This window comes from Pristimantibacillus sp. Z349TD_6 (assembly GCF_056173205.1).
Genome location: NZ_CM149662.1, coordinates 2,656,488 through 2,672,825 on the forward strand (window position 1 = coordinate 2,656,488; position 16,338 = coordinate 2,672,825).

Genomic DNA, 16,338 nt, shown 5'->3' on the forward strand with positions numbered 1-16,338 from the left:
TTGAGAGGGGATTCGATAATGAAGTTGTTGAGATATATGTTCATATTGATGATGTGCTGCTTGTTGGTCATACCGCAAACAGGCGGTGTTGCAATGGCTTATGAGCTGCCTCCGGATGTGCAGCTGCAGAAGGATAACTTTGATTCTATTGCAGGACTGGCGGATACTTATCCAATTGAATATATCACACAAGTGAATAACGGCGAGAAGCGGGTCAAACGCATTACGGTTGCAAGTCAGATCGGAATGATTCAGGGTGAGAAAGTCATCGAGCTCCCTCCTGAAATTATGCGAGTGGCTGGTTTCTTTCGAGAGCTGAATATAAACGGGGACCAGATTAAAAACCTGGAGGTATACTGGGAAGGTCCAACAGGCAAGGAGAAGTTAAGTGAATATTTCCGCTCGGAGACGATCATTATGGGACGACCCTTTCATATTAAGGTCCAGCCGGGGCAATATGAGGGATTTAAGCTCAGGTTCACAGGAACGGGCAATGTGACGAGTCTTGTCTTGCATGAGCCGAACGGTTTATCGTCCACGTATGATGTAAGAGCGTGGGGGGTGTTGGGAGAGGACAAACCGATATTACCTGTACAGGTCCATGTGGACGCAACCAAGAGACGCAGCATTGATGGCATAACCCGCATGGAAGAGGAGAAGTTTCGCAGAGTGTACGCCAATCCGTTAGGAGAACCGGTCACCTACGAAATAGCACCTTATTTGTCCGAGAGAGGGTTCCTTCCGGGAAGGCAAATGTTCAAATTCCGGGAAGCGCTGGAGATTGGCCATAAGCCTGAGGATCCCTTGCTGACCAAGGACCCTCATCGGGACGGATATGCCGATGAGTCGTTTTTCGATCAGCATTATAAGCGGGATTCACAATTAATTGACCAATACGACAAGCTGTATGCGCCGGACATGAAATATGTTATCGCTTACGACAACTGGCCGACTTGGACCTGGCCTGCCAATATGCCCAATAATCCAAGGGGGACGCCGGCAATTGATAAATTCGAAGCTGCGGCCGAGCTTGCTTCCCTCTATACGGAAGCCTATAATCGCAAGCTGGATGGCAGAGGACCTGCCTATATAGAAGTGAAAAACGAATCAACCATTCGTTCGGAGTGGATCTATCATAATGATGCCGCCTATGATTCGTGGGGACTGCTTGCTGACTTTCACAATATAACGGCTGACAAAATTAAGGAACGCAGTCCCGAGGTTCTGGTAGGGGGACCGACTAGCGCGAACATGACGCTGGATACTAGCGCATTCGCGAGCGCCAGAGAGCAAATGAGATTTATGGATTTAACAAAGGGACATCTTGACTTTTATTCGCATCATTTCTACGAAGGCAAGGACTTGATATTGAATGAAACAGACGCTAACTATGGCGGGTATTTGACAGGCCGCCTGGAGGCGGTGCTTGATTTGCTCCGAAATCATATGACGTTAACCAACAACATCAAGCCAATGGTAATCTCGGAAACAGGAACCTTGCATTCGGGTGCGACGGATATTGATTACTGGATCCAGTTGAAAAACTTTAATGCATATATGATTCGATATATGAATCGTGCGAATGAATTTGACATGATCGTGCCGTTTTTGTTGCCGATCAAATGGTGGGATAAGGGCTCGCCGGATATGCTCTTCCGATATGAGGAAGACGGCAGCCTGGGAGTTCCTACTCCGCTGAAGTATTACCTGGATTTCTGGAAGGATTACCAAGGAGACCTGCTCCCGGTTGAGGCCAATCATGACAAGATTTATGTTCATGCCACGCAAACGGACAATGTCATTTATGTCGCTGTCAACAATATGAACCCGCAGCGGGTTAACCTGGATTTGAATCTCGATCTCGGCGATGCCAAAATTTATGATATTGAGCAGAGAAGGCTCTATCTGGAGCAAGGCAAGCTGCATTATGAGACGAAGAAACAGGCTGATCTGAAGAGTATGCCAATGGCAGTGGAGGAAACCTCCATCATTAAAATTACATTGGACAAATCGCCAGTTGTGAAAGACATTTTGTTGGAAAAAACGGTTTACGCTGATGAGATGCTGAAGGCCACGGGTCAACCGGCTGCTTTCCAGATTGCTGCTCCTGTCGAGCAATTGCAATCCTCTGTCTTGCGGGTATCATTCGGCCGTGAGAATGGCTTTAACGTTCCGATGAGCGTCACTGTGAACGGCAAAAACTATCAACGTGATATCAGTTACACGAATAAACCGGGGCGTTACTTCGGGTATGTCGATTTCGACATTCCTGCAGGGGAGATCAAGGAGATGAACCAGGTCGTCGTTTCGCTTCCTCAACAAGGGGGTACGGTCAGTACGGTAGCGTTCATTAACTATTATGCGATGGAGGGTTCAGCAGATTCGAGTCCGCCGGAAACCGTCGCGAATATTGAAGGAGCTCATGAGAATGGATGGTACCGATCGGACGTAACCGTACAATTGGAAGCTGTCGATCATTCAGGTGTTGCGGGCATTTATTATCGGTTGAATGACGGTGAATGGAACAGGTATGAGCACGAACTCGAGATTCAGGCCGAAGGCACCCACACGTTAGCCTTCTACAGCAAGGATAAAGCTGGTAATGCCGAGCCTGTTCAAAGCAGGACGATTGCAGTGGATAAAACGGCTCCTGATGTGACCATCCAGCCAGATCGTATCGATTTGGGCGCGCCGAACAAGAAGCTGGTCGATATAAAGGTCAAGTTGCATGCATTGGACGAAACGTCCGGGATAAGGGATATTCAATTAACTTCCATAACTAGCAGCGAATTGGACAGCGGATTATTCGGCGGGGACAGACCTGGTGATATTCAGGGCGCGGAGTTCGGTGGCCATGATTTGGAATTCAAGCTTCGGGCAGAGCTTTCTCCGAAGGCGAAAAAGCGGGTGTACACGGTTGTCTACACGGTAACGGATCATGCGGGGAACCACAAAACAGCAGAAGCGGATATCGTAGTTACAAAAGGGAAGTAGCCATAAATCATACAGTGAGCAATGAGAATCGCCATGCGCTAGTCCAAGGACCGTGCATGGCGATTAGTTCGTTCCAGGAACAAAGCGGTCTCTATAGGCTCCCGGCGTGATTCCTTCCTTGTTGCGGAAGGTGCGGATAAAATAGCTGCTATGTTCGTATCCCAGTTCGTATGCGATTTCCTGGACGCTGGTCATCGTATGGGCAAGCATTTGTTTGGCTCGTTCCAATCGAATATGGTGCTGATATTGCAAAGGGGTCATGCCGGTATGCTTCTTCAGGCATCTGCTTAAATAATCGATGTGGAAGTGAAACTCGTCTTCCAGCTTCTTCGAACTATAGGGTTCCCGCATATGCGACTCCAGGTATCGCGCCATTCGGGTGCACAGCTCCAGTGATCGGGACATTGGTTTTGTCTGATGGATGACCTGCTGCAGCTCCAGCAATAACTGAGAGGTCAGGCTATGAAGCTCCAGAGCATTCCGTATAAAGATATGATTGCGAATCTCTACCATCCGATCCAGAATCTGAAGTAGAGGGGGCAAGCCAACCTCAGCATGCTTGGGAAGGTACATCGTATGCGCTCGTGGATTGGCATCGTCATCCGTTGGCGGCTGCAGGGCTTGCGACCACTCGAAGCCGCCGCTGTTCAACTCGCGAGGAGGAACAGGATGGCTGAAGTGTACGTAATAGGTTTCCGTATTCTGTTCGCAGGGACGATGGCCAAAGTGGGTGCGACCCGGTTCCAGCAGCAGCATGCTGCCGGCTGAAATCGTATAGGGCTGGTCGTCTTCCGTTATATACAGCGTGCCGTTGGTGACGATAATGAGATCGTAAATGTCCCAGTTGCGTCGGAAATGTGCTTTCCCTTGCTTCCACCAGGAATGACCGACAGTTATAAACTGGGGCAAAGGTGGGATGATGAACTCCAGCATCTTCATGGCGGTTCCTCCTGCATTAGCTTTCTATCTCTTAACGATAGGGTACGATTCACCATTCTGTCAATGAACATTTACTTATCTGCATTAGTCGGTATCGTATTATAATAAGTCGAGTATAACGCTTACAACTCGAATATCAAGTCGGTATGATAGGAGAAAATAAGGAGTTCAGGGGAGGACAAGAATGCGACAAGTATGGAGCTTAAACGCGGATTGGAAGTTTTATTACGGGGACCTTGTTAATACCAATTACGACGCTGTGCACAAGGAAAGATATTCAAATCCGCATTGGATCAAGTCCGGCAATCATGGAATTGCCAAATGGGGGTATGACGATTCAGCTTGGAGTGACGTTCGGGTTCCACACGACTTCGTGCTGGAGCGCGGCGAATATGATACGCAGGTGCCTGCGTCACACGGCTCGCTGAAGAAGGGTGTTGGCTGGTACCGTAGAGCATTTATGCTGACCGAGGATATCGCGTCGAAACGCTTAACTATTGAATTTGACGGGGTGTTCCGGAACTGCTCCATATGGGTGAACGGCCATTATGTAGGAGGTCATTTAAGCGGGTATACCAGCTTTTCTTATGATATTACAGAGGTGGTGCATGCCGAAGAGCCGAATGTAGTAGCGGTCCGGGTGGATGCAAGTGAATTCGAAGGCTGGTGGTATGAAGGCGGCGGCATATATCGCGATGTTAGACTGGTAATGACGGATTCGCTGAGAATATCGCATTGGGGAACGTTCGTAAAGGCTGAGCTCGATTCAATTGAGAACAAAGCGCTTGTTGTCATCGAGACGGAGGTAGACAGCCATTACGAGAAGGACGTAGCATTTAAGCTGCAATCTGTCATCATGGGGCCAGATGGAGAGCTGGCTGGCGAAGCCGTTACATCTGCTGATATCTCCGCGGATAATAGTTTAACGCTCAAGCAGTCCGTTACTCTGGAGGCTCCTTGTCTCTGGTCCACGGATTCACCCAATTTATATACGCTCAAGAGTATGTTATTCATTGGAGACGAAGTTGTTGATAGATACGAAACGTTCTTCGGAGTGCGGACGATTGCCTTTGATGCCGAGCGAGGATTTCTGCTGAATGGTCAGCCGCTGAAGCTAAAGGGCGTATGCTGCCACGAGGATCATGCCGGCGTCGGCATGGCGGTGCCTGCAGCCGTAAATGAATTTCGTATTCAGCGATTAAAGGAGATGGGCTGCAATGCGTACCGAACGTCGCATAATCCGCCCGCTCCTTCCGTCCTTGAGGCTTGTGATCGGCTAGGCATGCTCGTCATTGATGAGGTGCGTCAAACGGATGCAACAAGTGAAGGGCTGAGCCAATTGAGAAGTCTCATCCGAAGGGACCGGAACCATCCATCCATTATCTTATGGTCGTTAGGCAATGAGGAAATGAATATTCAAGGGAAGGACGCAGGTGTGCGTATATTGCACGCCATGCAAAAACTTGCGCATAAACTTGATCCAAGCCGCAAGTGCACGTACGGTATGAATGCCGACTGGCTGCCGCTTACGCAGTATCATGAAGAGAACGGCTTCCATATCGACGTTCATGGCTTTAACTATATGATGAGAAGGAATTGGGATGCGTACGATCACTTTCACAAGGCATATCCGGACAAACCGTTTATCGGTACCGAGAATGCTTCGACGCTGTCCACCCGCGGTGTCTACAGGAAGTCATTCGCCGATCGCTCGTTAAACATCTCAGAGCATGGCAAAGCAACAGTCATCTGCTCGAATCCGGAGCGTGAAGGCCTAATTAGTGCTTACGGTGAAACGTATCCATTGTGGGGAGCTCAGCCGGAGGAAGCCTGGAAGGCGGCGGCGGAGCATGACTTTGTAGCGGGATTGTTTGTATGGACGGGGTTCGACTACCGAGGAGAAACATTCCCTTATGAATGGCCTAGCGTCATCTCTCGATACGGGATTATGGATTTGTGCGGCTTCCCGAAGGATATTTATTATTACTATCAAGCTAGATGGACGAGTCAGCCCGTGCTGCACCTACTCCCGCATTGGAATTGGCAGGGAAGCGAAGGGGAATTGATCGATGTATGGGCATTCTCGAACATGGAGGAGGTGGAATTATTTTTGAACGGGAACAGTGCAGGGAGGCGAGCTGTTCCTGAGCATGGCCATGCCGAATGGCAGGTTGTCTACGAAGCGGGTGAATTAATGGCGTGTGGGTACCGCAATGGCGAGCTTGTGCTGACGGAGGTTGTTGCGACAACAGGCGAGCCGGCCCAGATCCTCCTGAGCTCCGAGAGGATCACTCTTATAGCAGATAATGAAGATGTATGTATCGTGCAAGCAGCGATTGCCGATGCAGCCGGTCGAATCGTTCCGAATGCAGACACGCCATTGACGTTTTCAGTGGAAGGACCCGGCGAGATAATTGGCACTGGCAATGGCAACCCGGAAAGCCATGAGGATGACAAGCTCCCTTGCCGAAGTGCTTTCCAAGGACTAAGTCAAGTGCTGGTGCGAGCCAACGGAGCAGGCGGTGACATTCGTCTGATTGCTGAAGCGGAAGGCGTAAAGCGTGGAGAATTAACTATTCACATTGAGCCTTCGGATAAGACATCGCTTGCGTCCACGTTGAGGACTGCCGAGCTGATTCCAACGGGCACGGGTCGGAGAGATGCAGCCGACGGCGGTGTCTGATCGGCAATGATAGGGAGCTGCACGATTCTCTTGTCTAGCATTCCAATACGTACCGGAGGACAACAGATATGACACAATCTCATGATCGACCCAATCTATTATTTATTATGTCAGATGACCATGCAGCCAATGCCATTAGTGCTTATAGCTCCAGGCTGGCTGAGGTGTGCGCGACTCCCCACATCGACAGGCTGGCCAAGGAAGGGGCGCTATTCCGGAATTTCTTTTGCACAAACGCCATATGCACACCTAGTCGCGCGACGATTCTGACCGGTTTGTATTCCCACCATAATGGTGTGAAGACGTTAAGCGACAGCTTGAGCACGGAGCTGGAGACGTATCCTCGAAGGATGCAGGAAGCGGGCTACGAGACGGCTGTTATCGGCAAGTGGCATCTGCACAGCGAGCCGCAGGGATTTGACCATTACGATGTGTTGTCCGGGCAGGGCACGTATTGGAATCCCAGCTTTATAAGGTCAGGCTTTGACTGGTCATCCATATCCGATGTTCATGATGTGAGCACCGGGACGAGACATGCTGGGTATGTGACGGACATTATTACGGACAAATGTCTGGAGTGGCTGGAAGCACGAGATCCATCCAAGCCCTTTATGTTGCATTGTCACCATAAGGCACCGCATGACGATTTCGAATATCATCCCCGTTATGAGCATCTGTTCGACGGGATAGAAATTCCGGAGCCGGAAAGTTTGTGGGAGAATCGGGAGCATCGTTCAGAAGGCTCTCGAGACTACGGTACGTCTGTGTCGGAGCGTAATCCGAAGCGGAATGCCGTCCTGCGACAGAGCGATCCGTCTTACCCGACCGGTCCTCTTGAGCTTGCGGGCCTGGATGCGGAAGGGAGAACCAAAGCGGCGTATCAGAAATATTTGAAAGATTATCTTCGAGTTGTCAAGGGAATAGACGACAATGTAGGCCGATTGCTTGACTACCTGGAGCAAAGCGGACAACTGGAGCATACGATTGTCATCTATACCTCCGATCAGGGGATGTTTCTCGGCGAGCATGATTATATCGACAAACGCTGGATTTATGAAGAAGCGCTACGGATGCCGTTCCTCATTCGGTATCCAAAGGAGATCGAGCCGGGCACCGTGATGGAATCGCTCGTGAGCAATATTGATATCGGACCGACATTGTTGAATTATGCCGATACCGACTATACTTGCCAAGTGGACGGGAGCAGCTTCAGAGGGCTGTTGAACGGGTCACAGATGGAATGGAAGGACGCCATCTATTATCGTTATTGGATGCATCTAACGCATCATGATAACCCGGCGCACTTCGGCTTGCGGACGAGAGAATACAAGCTGATCTTCTTCTACGGCTTGCCGCTGGACGCCTCGGGAGCACTGGATGAGGAAACGCCGGCATCATGGGAATTTTATGATTTGCGGCAGGATCCTTATGAGATGAATAATGTATATGGACATCCCGAATACAAGGAGCTTATTAAAGAAGCGAGACAAAAGTTGTTTGCGATAAAGCAGAGTGCAGACGATGATGATTCAGCCTATCCGGAGCTGCTGGAACGAATAGCGCTATCACAGCATAGCTAGTTTAAATTCATACAACTGCAGTTCAGCGAAGCGGAGGCCCCTATGGTGTCTCCGCTTTCTTGAAATATAAGAAAGCTTTCTTGTGCGCTTGGCAGCGCATCGATCTAACGGGTGAAAGTCCCGAGCGCACCGCGAGGTGGCGGAAGCGCATAGCTGACTGGTAGTGCGTGTGCCGTAAGGCAGCGTGCGGAGGTCCAGAAGGCAAAACTCGGAACAGGCGGCTAAACCGTGTTGGCCGGCGAAGTCGGACAACCCCGCAAGAGATGGGAAAGTCCCATACCACCATAGACTTCGCAGGTTAAGAGGACTGGATTCGAGGGAAAGAACGATGACGTGACCCAAGGAGAGCTTGTCACCTCCGCCTGGAGCGGTAACCCTACACAAAGCCGCAAAGGAAGAGTGTGGGCTAAGGGTAGCGAGCAGTCATACGAAGGGATAGTAGCGAAAAAGCTTGCAGGAAAGGCCGCAATGGCAAGCGACCCGGCACGGAGTTGACGGGACGAACCTCGACCCAAAAGGCGGGAGAATCGTGCGAAGCCTGGAACCGTGGAAGATAAGTTCTAAACGTAGAAGGAGATGCTGGTGCTCAGATTGAGATCGGGGAGCCAAGAAGCGCGAAGAACCGACGCCGAACAAACGGGTAGGCGATCTGACGGAGTACACTTTTGGAACGCCTGACTGCCAGAGAAAAAAATTTTTTTTGAAGGCTATCCGCAGACGAGAGAGAAGTGGAAGAAACCGAACACCGACAAGGAAACAACGAAGAGGAGCTTACGTGTGGGAGAACATCCAGCTAAGAAACGTAGATGGTACAGCCTGATCGACAAAGTATGGGCGATGCCGAACTTGGAGGAAGCCTTCAAAGAGGTGAAGGCCAATCGAGGTGCGCCGGGCGTAGACAACGTGACCATCCCCGTCTTTGAAGCGAATTTGGAGGACAACTTAAGAGCCCTTCAAACGGCGTTGCGAACCAAGAGCTACACGCCAAAGCCAGTAAGACGGAAATATATCGCAAAGGCAGACGGAAGCGAAAGGCCCTTGGGTATCCCGACCGTAGGAGATCGTGTCGTGCAGGCGGCGCTAAAGCGAGTGCTGGAGCCGATCTTTGAAGTCAAGTTTTGTGAGCGCAGCTATGGCTTCCGTCCGGGACGAAGCGCACATATGGCGCTGGAGCGGATACGGAAAGACCTGATGGAAGGGTATCGGTACGTCATTGACGCTGATCTGAAATCCTACTTTGATACGATCCCCCATGAAAAGCTGATCGAGCAAGTGCGGGAAGAAGTGGTGGACGGAAGTGTAATACGACTGATCGAAAGCATGCTGAAGGCAGGTGTTCTGGAGAATGGTGTCGTACAAGCCAGCGATCTCGGAAGCCCGCAAGGCGGTGTGTGTAGTCCGCTGCTTGCGAACATCTATCTGCATCCGCTGGATACGCTTATGGAATCGCGGGGACATCGCATGACGCGATACGCCGATGACTTCGTGATCTGCTGCCGAAGCCGCAGGGGAGCCGAGCGAGTGCTCGGTCAAATTACGAAGCTGCTGGAGAGCGAGCTGGGATTAAAGGTGCATCCAACAAAAACGAAAATTGTGAATCATCAAGAAGAATCGTTTGTGTTTCTGGGGCATGAGTTTAAACCCGGGCATTGGATGACGCCTTCAGGGAAAGCGATCACGAAATTCAAAGAGCGGGTAAAGCAGATCACGAGGCGCAACCAGACGATCAACGTACAAGAGCTGGTGAAGCGGGTGCTGAATCCATACGTGAGGGGATGGGCTAATTATTTCGGAACGGGGGATGTAAGAAGTCTGTTTCGAAACCTCGACGCATGGATACGCCGAAGGCTGCGAATGGTACAGATGCGCAGCTGGAGGCATGCTCGCAAACTGATGCGTGAAATGCGAAGACGAGGATGGCGCGGAGAATTGGGGAGCATACGAATGACGGCTTGGAGGAACTCCAGTTGCCAGCATGCTCACTATGCGATGCCGAACGCTTGGTTCGAGGAACTCGGTCTATGTAGCTTAGTTCAGATGATACAATCCCAACATCCCCAGCGGGGATAGCCATGGAGGAACCGGATGCGAGGATCCGCACGTCCTGGTTCTGTGAGAGGCCTATGAATTTATTCATGGGCCTACTCGATTCATAATGGCTCGTCCACATTAGGCCTCTTGCTTGGCTTAATAACCCATGTTCCTCCGACAAGGAATACCCCGCTAAGTATAAATACGGATAGAAGTCCTGCTGAGGAACCGATCAAGCCGAAGAAGAGAGGAGCCACGATCTGGGAGGCTCTGTTGACGGTTAATCTAAGACCAAGCACCTCTCCCGTGCGGGACTTCGGAGACGCATTATAAGTCGTCGTCATGGATAGAGGCTGACTGCAGCCGAGCCCGGCTCCCATACAAGCGCTCAGCACCGCGAGTACCAGAATATGATCCCAGATCGGCAGGAGCAGGAAGCAGATGCCGGCGACGAAGATAGAGGCCATCAACACATAATCACGTCCGAAGGCGTTCGTCAGCTTGGTTAGAAAGAAGCGCACGACTACCATCATCAACCCTTGAAGGGTTAATATCCAGCCAATAGATGAAGCCGAGATATCCAGTCCTTGGGCATACAAGGGGAAATAAGCGACAAAGATATCGCGGCTGTATAGAGCTAGCGCGCTCGAAATCATCGCCTTGCGCAGCTGCGGAATCTTCAGAAGTCCCAAGGAGGATATTAAAGTGGCTTCAGCCGGAGCTGTTGTTTTGCCAGAAGCTTGGAGACGCCAGGCCAATATGAACGCAATGATACACAATACTAGAGAAGCTGCAAAGACGGACGGATAGGAGATATGCTCCGCCATATAGCCGCCAGCTACAGGTCCAGCCACCGCTCCCACCGAAACGGCGGTTGAGAACATGCTGAAATAGTAATCCCGCTTATGCGGGGGAGCAGCATTCCCCAGAAGGTTTTGCAAGGAAATTACAATGAGAACATGAGAGATACCCACAATAATCTGCGAAAGATAAAGCGCCCAAAGCGAATCAATCAGCGCGGGTATGGCCATCCCACTCCCAACTCCGATAAAGCCGCTTAATACCGGAAGCCGGTCCCCGACCTTGTCCGCAATTCTTCCTGCATAGATGGAGAGGAATAATGGAATCAATGCGTATGCTGCGGTTAAGTATCCAATTTCAAGAGTAGAAGCGCCGAGCTCGGCTCCGTACAAGGTCACGATGGGGCGGGTCATATTCAAGATCATCTGAAAGCAAAAAATAGCGATCAGTATAATTCGAAAGCTCATAGCGGCGCGCAAGAATGATCCCCTCCTAATACGTACGGGATACATTATATCATGATTGCTTTTGACGAACTGTACATGGTTTTTCCATATAAAAAAGCTAAAATTTTCATATTGGATCAGAATGCCAATCCTTTACAATGAAAGCGCATCCAAGAATTGCGAGTAAAGGGGAGAGGAGGACGGCTTAACAATAACGGGCAAACCATATCACATGAATTTGAATTTGGGAGGTAATAAAATTTGAAGCGACTATTTGCAGGCCTGCTTACCTTGGCTATGATTGCAGGGCTGGCGGGACAGCCTGGCACAGCCAACGCAGCCACCCCGTTCCCTACTTTGAACTTCGATAATGGCGTAATCCCCTCTTATGTAACAGGCTCGAACGCTACACTTCAGATTGTAACGAATACGACAGGGTCTAAGGCGCTCAAGGTCAACTACGCCGTTGCGGACTTCCCCTCCGTGAAGTTTGCGCCCGCCACGCCATGGAGTGTAGGCTCCGGCAATGCGATTGCCTTCGAGCTGACGAATGCAAGTAATAAGGATATTACATTCTACCTGCGTGTGGATGACAGCGCCCAAGCCGACGGCGTGAAGGATTCTATCGTTAGTCAGGCGGTAGCGAAGGCCGGGACGACTAACCAATATTTTCTGAGTCTCAACTCCGCGGTGCTGGATTTGGGCATGCGCTTCCTGCCGCCTAATCCTGCCGGCTTACAGATGGGATATGCATGGGGAGATAAGTCTATTAATCCCGCCAATGTTGTGTCCTTGCAATTTTTTCAGATGTATCCCAGCACTGCTACAGCCCTGGTCATTGACAATTTGAGAGTGATCCAGGACCCCAATTCCAATCTAAGCTACTTGAACGGCATTGTCGATAAGTATGGTCAGTATTCAGGGGCAAGCTGGAGCGAGAAGATCAACAGTGACCAGGATCTCTTGAACGATAAAGCAGAGGAGGCGTTTGCGCTTAACGGTTCACAGCCCATTGCTACAAGCCAATACGGAGGGTGGAAGAACGGTCCCAAGCTGCAAGCGACAGGTCGATTCAGGGTTGCTCAATATGGGGGCAAGTGGACATTGGTTGATCCTGAAGGGTACTTATTCTTCTCGACTGGTGTGGACGTCGTCCGCTTGGATGATATGCACACCTGGATCTCGGGACGGGATGCGATGTTCAAGGACCTTCCGGCCAAAAACAGCTCACTCGGCGAGCACTTCCGTTATACAACGACAGTAGGCAGCCCGCCGCTGGGACAAACCGAGGGCTGGCTGTTCAATCACTATTCCGCGAACCTGGAACGCAAATACGGAACCGATTATATCAATAAGTGGAAGGATGTATCCGTGGCCCGCTTCAAAAATTGGGGCTTCAACTCGCTTGGCAATTGGTCGGAGCCAACGCTGTTCTTCGGCAAGGGCTCCCAGCACAAGCTGGCGTATGTGGCCAATGGCTGGACGAGCTGGGGAACCCACACTACCATTCCAAGCGGGGAGTGGGGAGGGGTTGCCGACCCGTACGATCCGCAGTTCACGGTCAGTGTCAACGATATGGTGCAGAATCAGCTTGTTGCGTATGGCGTCGCGCAGGACCCGTGGCTCATCGGCATTTATGTAGATAATGAAATCCCTTGGGGCAGTCCTGCTACTACACAGAGCAAATATTTGCTTATCAGCAACCTATTAGCCATGCATGCTGCTGACAGCAAAAGCTATGCCAAACGTGCCATGATCGCTCATCTGAAGACCAAATACAGCAACAACATTGCAGCATTAAACGCCCAGTGGGGCACTTCATTCGCTTCCTTCTCAGCAATGGACGCGCCGTTCAAGCCGGCGCAAATCTCAAACGGCATGCTTCCCGACTATTCAGCGATGCTGAAGCTTCTGGCCAAAAAATATTTCAGCATCGTAGATGCCGCCTTGACACAAGCACTGCCCAATACTCTGTATCTGGGCTCCCGGTTTGCGGAATGGGGCATTAGCAAGGAGGTTCAAGAGGCCGCCGCTGAATACGTGGATGTGGTGAGCTACAACGTCTATAAGGAGTCTGTTAACGGCCATAGCTGGATGGATATCGCTGCGCTGAACAAGCCTGCTATTGTAGGAGAGTTTGCCTTCGGATCCAATGATAGAGGTATGTTCGGAACGGGTCCGAACTCGGAATCCGCCGCGTCAAGCCAGCAGGATCGAGCGTCCAAATTTACGAATTATATGAATGCCGCCTTGCAGAATCCTTATTTTGTCGGCGCGCATTGGTTCCAATATGTGGATGAACCGCTGCTTGGCCGTCATTGGGACGGCGAAAATTACAATCTGGGCTTTGTGGATGTGGCCGATGTTCCGTATGCTCCTCTTGTCCAAGCCGCTAAAACGGTTCACGCTCAAGCCTATGCCACAAGATTCGGCAGCACAGGGAATACGAAGATATCCTTCGAAGCCTCGGAGAATCTATCCCTGATCAGCGCTTATAATCAAGCGACTATTCAATATGTGTCACAGGGCGCAACCGATGGCGTTCGCGCCATGAAGGTCAATGTAGGCACTCTCGATACGGTGTATGCCGGAGTAGAGTTCAAACCTGCTTCGCCATGGAATCTGGGAGCTGCGCCATCCATCACGGCAGATGTGACCAACCCAACCGCATTGCCGATACAGCTCCGATGCAACGTGCTGGATAACAATGGACAGCTGAGAACGTTTTATTTTACCGTAAATGCCAATGCTTCTCGCACCATTACGCTCGGCAGCTTCGGCGCCTCGCCTGCCCAAACGTCTGGGGCTGACGGCTATTGGGGAGCGACAAACGGATTGTCGACGGCCCAAATCAAGTCCATCAGCTTCAACTTGTGGGAGGATGCTCCACAAAGCGGGAATTCGTTTATAATGGATCATTTGCTAATATCAAAGTAATCTTGGGAATCCCGTGAAGAATGACCAAACCTACCTTTATGGTCTTTTCGATGTGTGTCGTCACTTTTGTTATTGAGAGTGGCTACATTAATTATGCTGTATTCAATCGATAACATGAAAGGGATATTTCTTCGTCACCTGACTCAAGACCAAGAACAACGCTTGCGTGGAGCCGATTGAATTACAAGTAGAAGAAGGTCACGATTCATATAATAATATTTATGAACGGTCATCAGCTAGTCAAGCATCGCAAGTACGATGACTGAAAAAAGCTTTTCACCTTTAAAATTTGTGCGGTTTCCCCTTAAGTCGTTGAGTATGTTAGACTCAACGACTTAAGTAGCTTAAAGAATAGACCAGAACACCGTCTTATATCGTATGCATCTCGGTGAAGAGTACAGACTTATAATATATTCAAGATGCTGCTTTTCTTGTATACCTGGTGCCATTTGCATTCAGTGCTTTAGCGTAGACTGTCTGCGATATTCTCCTGGTGACAGACTGGTTGCCTTCTTGAATCATCGATAAAATGATGTTGCACAATAGTAGTCGATTTTCTCATCGATAACACCTATAGGTAGTGACGAATCCCTCAGCATCTCCTTGGCCTTCCGAATTCGCACCTCCATAATATGCTCACTGAAGGTTACACCGGTCTTTTGTTTGATATAGTTGGACAATTAACCCGAAGATAAGTTGATTTTGCTCGCAACAGAGTCCAGCGATAAATCTTCATTGTAATGATGCTCCACATAATGAAGCAAAAATCAATGATATCGTTTTTTGCCAGCTTTCGCTCCTCGATTTTGACGCAAATATCATAAATGACACCTCTGAGATAAGCGGTTAGCTCCTCGGCAGAGAGACATCCATTAATTTCGTCTCGATCCATGAGGCGGTCTGATTGATACTGACCTTGGATAAGGAACGCCAACTCGTCACGTTTAATAACGATTCGTTCCGCCAGCTGTCTATATTGTAAGGCAGGAGCTTTCTTCCTCCTTAGCTGTTCAATCAGCGGTCTGTCAGCTCAATGACGGCGGAGGCATCCCCTTGCTCAAGATGATTGAACAGAATCTCTAGATCGCTTTCCCGATATAACGGAAAGTCGATATGAGTGGCAAGCTCCGAGATGATTTGTGTCTCTTGAATCATCATTCGTTGCCGCAGCAGTTGCTACACCTGCCGGTACGCCTCTTCAAATTGCTGTGTGCGTTGGTATTCTCCGCTTATGCACGCGGTGATCAGATAATGGTCGACATCCTGATCATATATCTGCTTCATTCGTGCAGCTGCTTCGGTCAGGAGCTGTCGCTCCTCTACATCGAAGACAACCGTCAGCACCTCATTGACATCCATTTGGAAGGTACGAGACTTGGAGAATCGATCAGACATGAACAGGTCGATAAATTCTCTTTATGAAATAAACCAGTACAGTAGCCGCAGGTACCTTGCTTACTCTGGGCTTAAGTGGCTCACTTGACGAAGCTGAGGCTAAAGTAAAGAGTAGTCGCAACATCATTGATATTAAACCATCGCAAAGGGAATCTTTGCATAATTTATTTCCCGATAAATAAGCAAGAAAGGGAAGCACTTATTAAACCACTCATCGGAGTGGTTTTTTAGTTGACTATATTTATTCTTGGTGCAAATGTCGATCATTATTTTGAAACGTCCTTGCGTTTGCCTGGACTATTCTTTTTAAGGTTGTTCAGATCCCCAACCCTGGCTAGAAATCCAGCTACGTTAATCAATACAGCTCCGGTACGGTCAGCATTTGATTCCGTCCAGAGATGTTATCACGATAAGCAGAGCAATTCAGCCCTAAAAAATTAACAATAAATGGTGAATCTACGCGGAGCTTTCATTTTGAAATCTATCTTTGAATGGAAGTGCCCGATTTGAACCTCAAAATGAAATGGTTATT

Annotated in this window: 8 protein-coding genes; 5 read left to right on the forward strand and 3 right to left on the reverse strand. The window is 49.6% G+C overall.

The features are described 5' to 3' along the window. Nucleotides 1-18 precede the first annotated feature (18 nt). On the forward strand, nt 19-2,994 hold the full coding sequence (locus tag AC0VYE_RS11080; protein WP_475447886.1) for an OmpL47-type beta-barrel domain-containing protein: 2,976 nt from the start codon (nt 19-21) through the stop codon (nt 2,992-2,994). 63 nt (nt 2,995-3,057) lie between these two features. Here the strand turns inward: AC0VYE_RS11080 and AC0VYE_RS11085 are convergent, their stop codons facing one another. Then, nucleotides 3,058-3,933, reverse strand: a complete 876-nt coding sequence (locus tag AC0VYE_RS11085) for a helix-turn-helix transcriptional regulator (RefSeq protein WP_475447888.1) — start codon at nt 3,931-3,933, stop codon at nt 3,058-3,060. Nucleotides 3,934-4,117: 184 nt separating this feature from the next. Between AC0VYE_RS11085 and galA the strand changes: the two genes are divergently transcribed. From galA to ltrA, 3 genes are all read left to right on the forward strand, one after another. Next, entirely contained in the window at nt 4,118-6,616 is a 2,499-nt protein-coding gene (gene galA / locus AC0VYE_RS11090) for a beta-galactosidase GalA (RefSeq protein WP_475447890.1), read from the forward strand. A 68-nt stretch (nt 6,617-6,684) separates the two neighbouring features. Next, nucleotides 6,685-8,196, forward strand: coding sequence for a sulfatase family protein (locus AC0VYE_RS11095; protein ID WP_475447892.1), 1,512 nt, complete (start codon nt 6,685-6,687; stop codon nt 8,194-8,196). 777 nt (nt 8,197-8,973) lie between these two features. Beyond that, complete coding sequence (gene ltrA, locus AC0VYE_RS11100; RefSeq protein ID WP_475447894.1) at nt 8,974-10,266, forward strand: group II intron reverse transcriptase/maturase; 1,293 nt, start codon at nt 8,974-8,976, stop codon at nt 10,264-10,266. Between the two features lie 80 nt (nt 10,267-10,346). On the opposite strand, the gene AC0VYE_RS11105 is transcribed toward ltrA, so the two are convergent. Next, nucleotides 10,347-11,624, reverse strand: a complete 1,278-nt coding sequence (locus AC0VYE_RS11105) for an MFS transporter (RefSeq protein ID WP_475449531.1) — start codon at nt 11,622-11,624, stop codon at nt 10,347-10,349. A 111-nt stretch (nt 11,625-11,735) separates the two neighbouring features. Between AC0VYE_RS11105 and AC0VYE_RS11110 the strand changes: the two genes are divergently transcribed. After that, nucleotides 11,736-14,411 (forward strand): hypothetical protein, encoded by a 2,676-nt coding sequence (locus tag AC0VYE_RS11110; protein ID WP_475447896.1) that lies wholly within the window; start codon nt 11,736-11,738, stop codon nt 14,409-14,411. 1,014 nt (nt 14,412-15,425) lie between these two features. Here AC0VYE_RS11110 and AC0VYE_RS11115 read toward each other — a convergent pair. Continuing rightward, a complete protein-coding gene (locus tag AC0VYE_RS11115) occupies nt 15,426-15,569 on the reverse strand; it encodes a hypothetical protein (RefSeq protein ID WP_475447898.1) in 144 nt (47 codons plus the stop codon). Between the last annotated feature and the right edge of the window lie 769 nt (nt 15,570-16,338).

Coding starts and splice junctions, on each gene's coding strand:
- AC0VYE_RS11095 (WP_475447892.1), top strand. CDS start 6,685: ATGACACAATCTCATGATCGACCCAATCTATTATTTATTATGTCAGAT.
- AC0VYE_RS11115 (WP_475447898.1), bottom strand. CDS start 15,569: ATGATGATTCAAGAGACACAAATCATCTCGGAGCTTGCCACTCATATC.
- AC0VYE_RS11080 (WP_475447886.1), top strand. CDS start 19: ATGAAGTTGTTGAGATATATGTTCATATTGATGATGTGCTGCTTGTTG.
- AC0VYE_RS11085 (WP_475447888.1), bottom strand. CDS start 3,933: ATGAAGATGCTGGAGTTCATCATCCCACCTTTGCCCCAGTTTATAACT.
- galA (WP_475447890.1), top strand. CDS start 4,118: ATGCGACAAGTATGGAGCTTAAACGCGGATTGGAAGTTTTATTACGGG.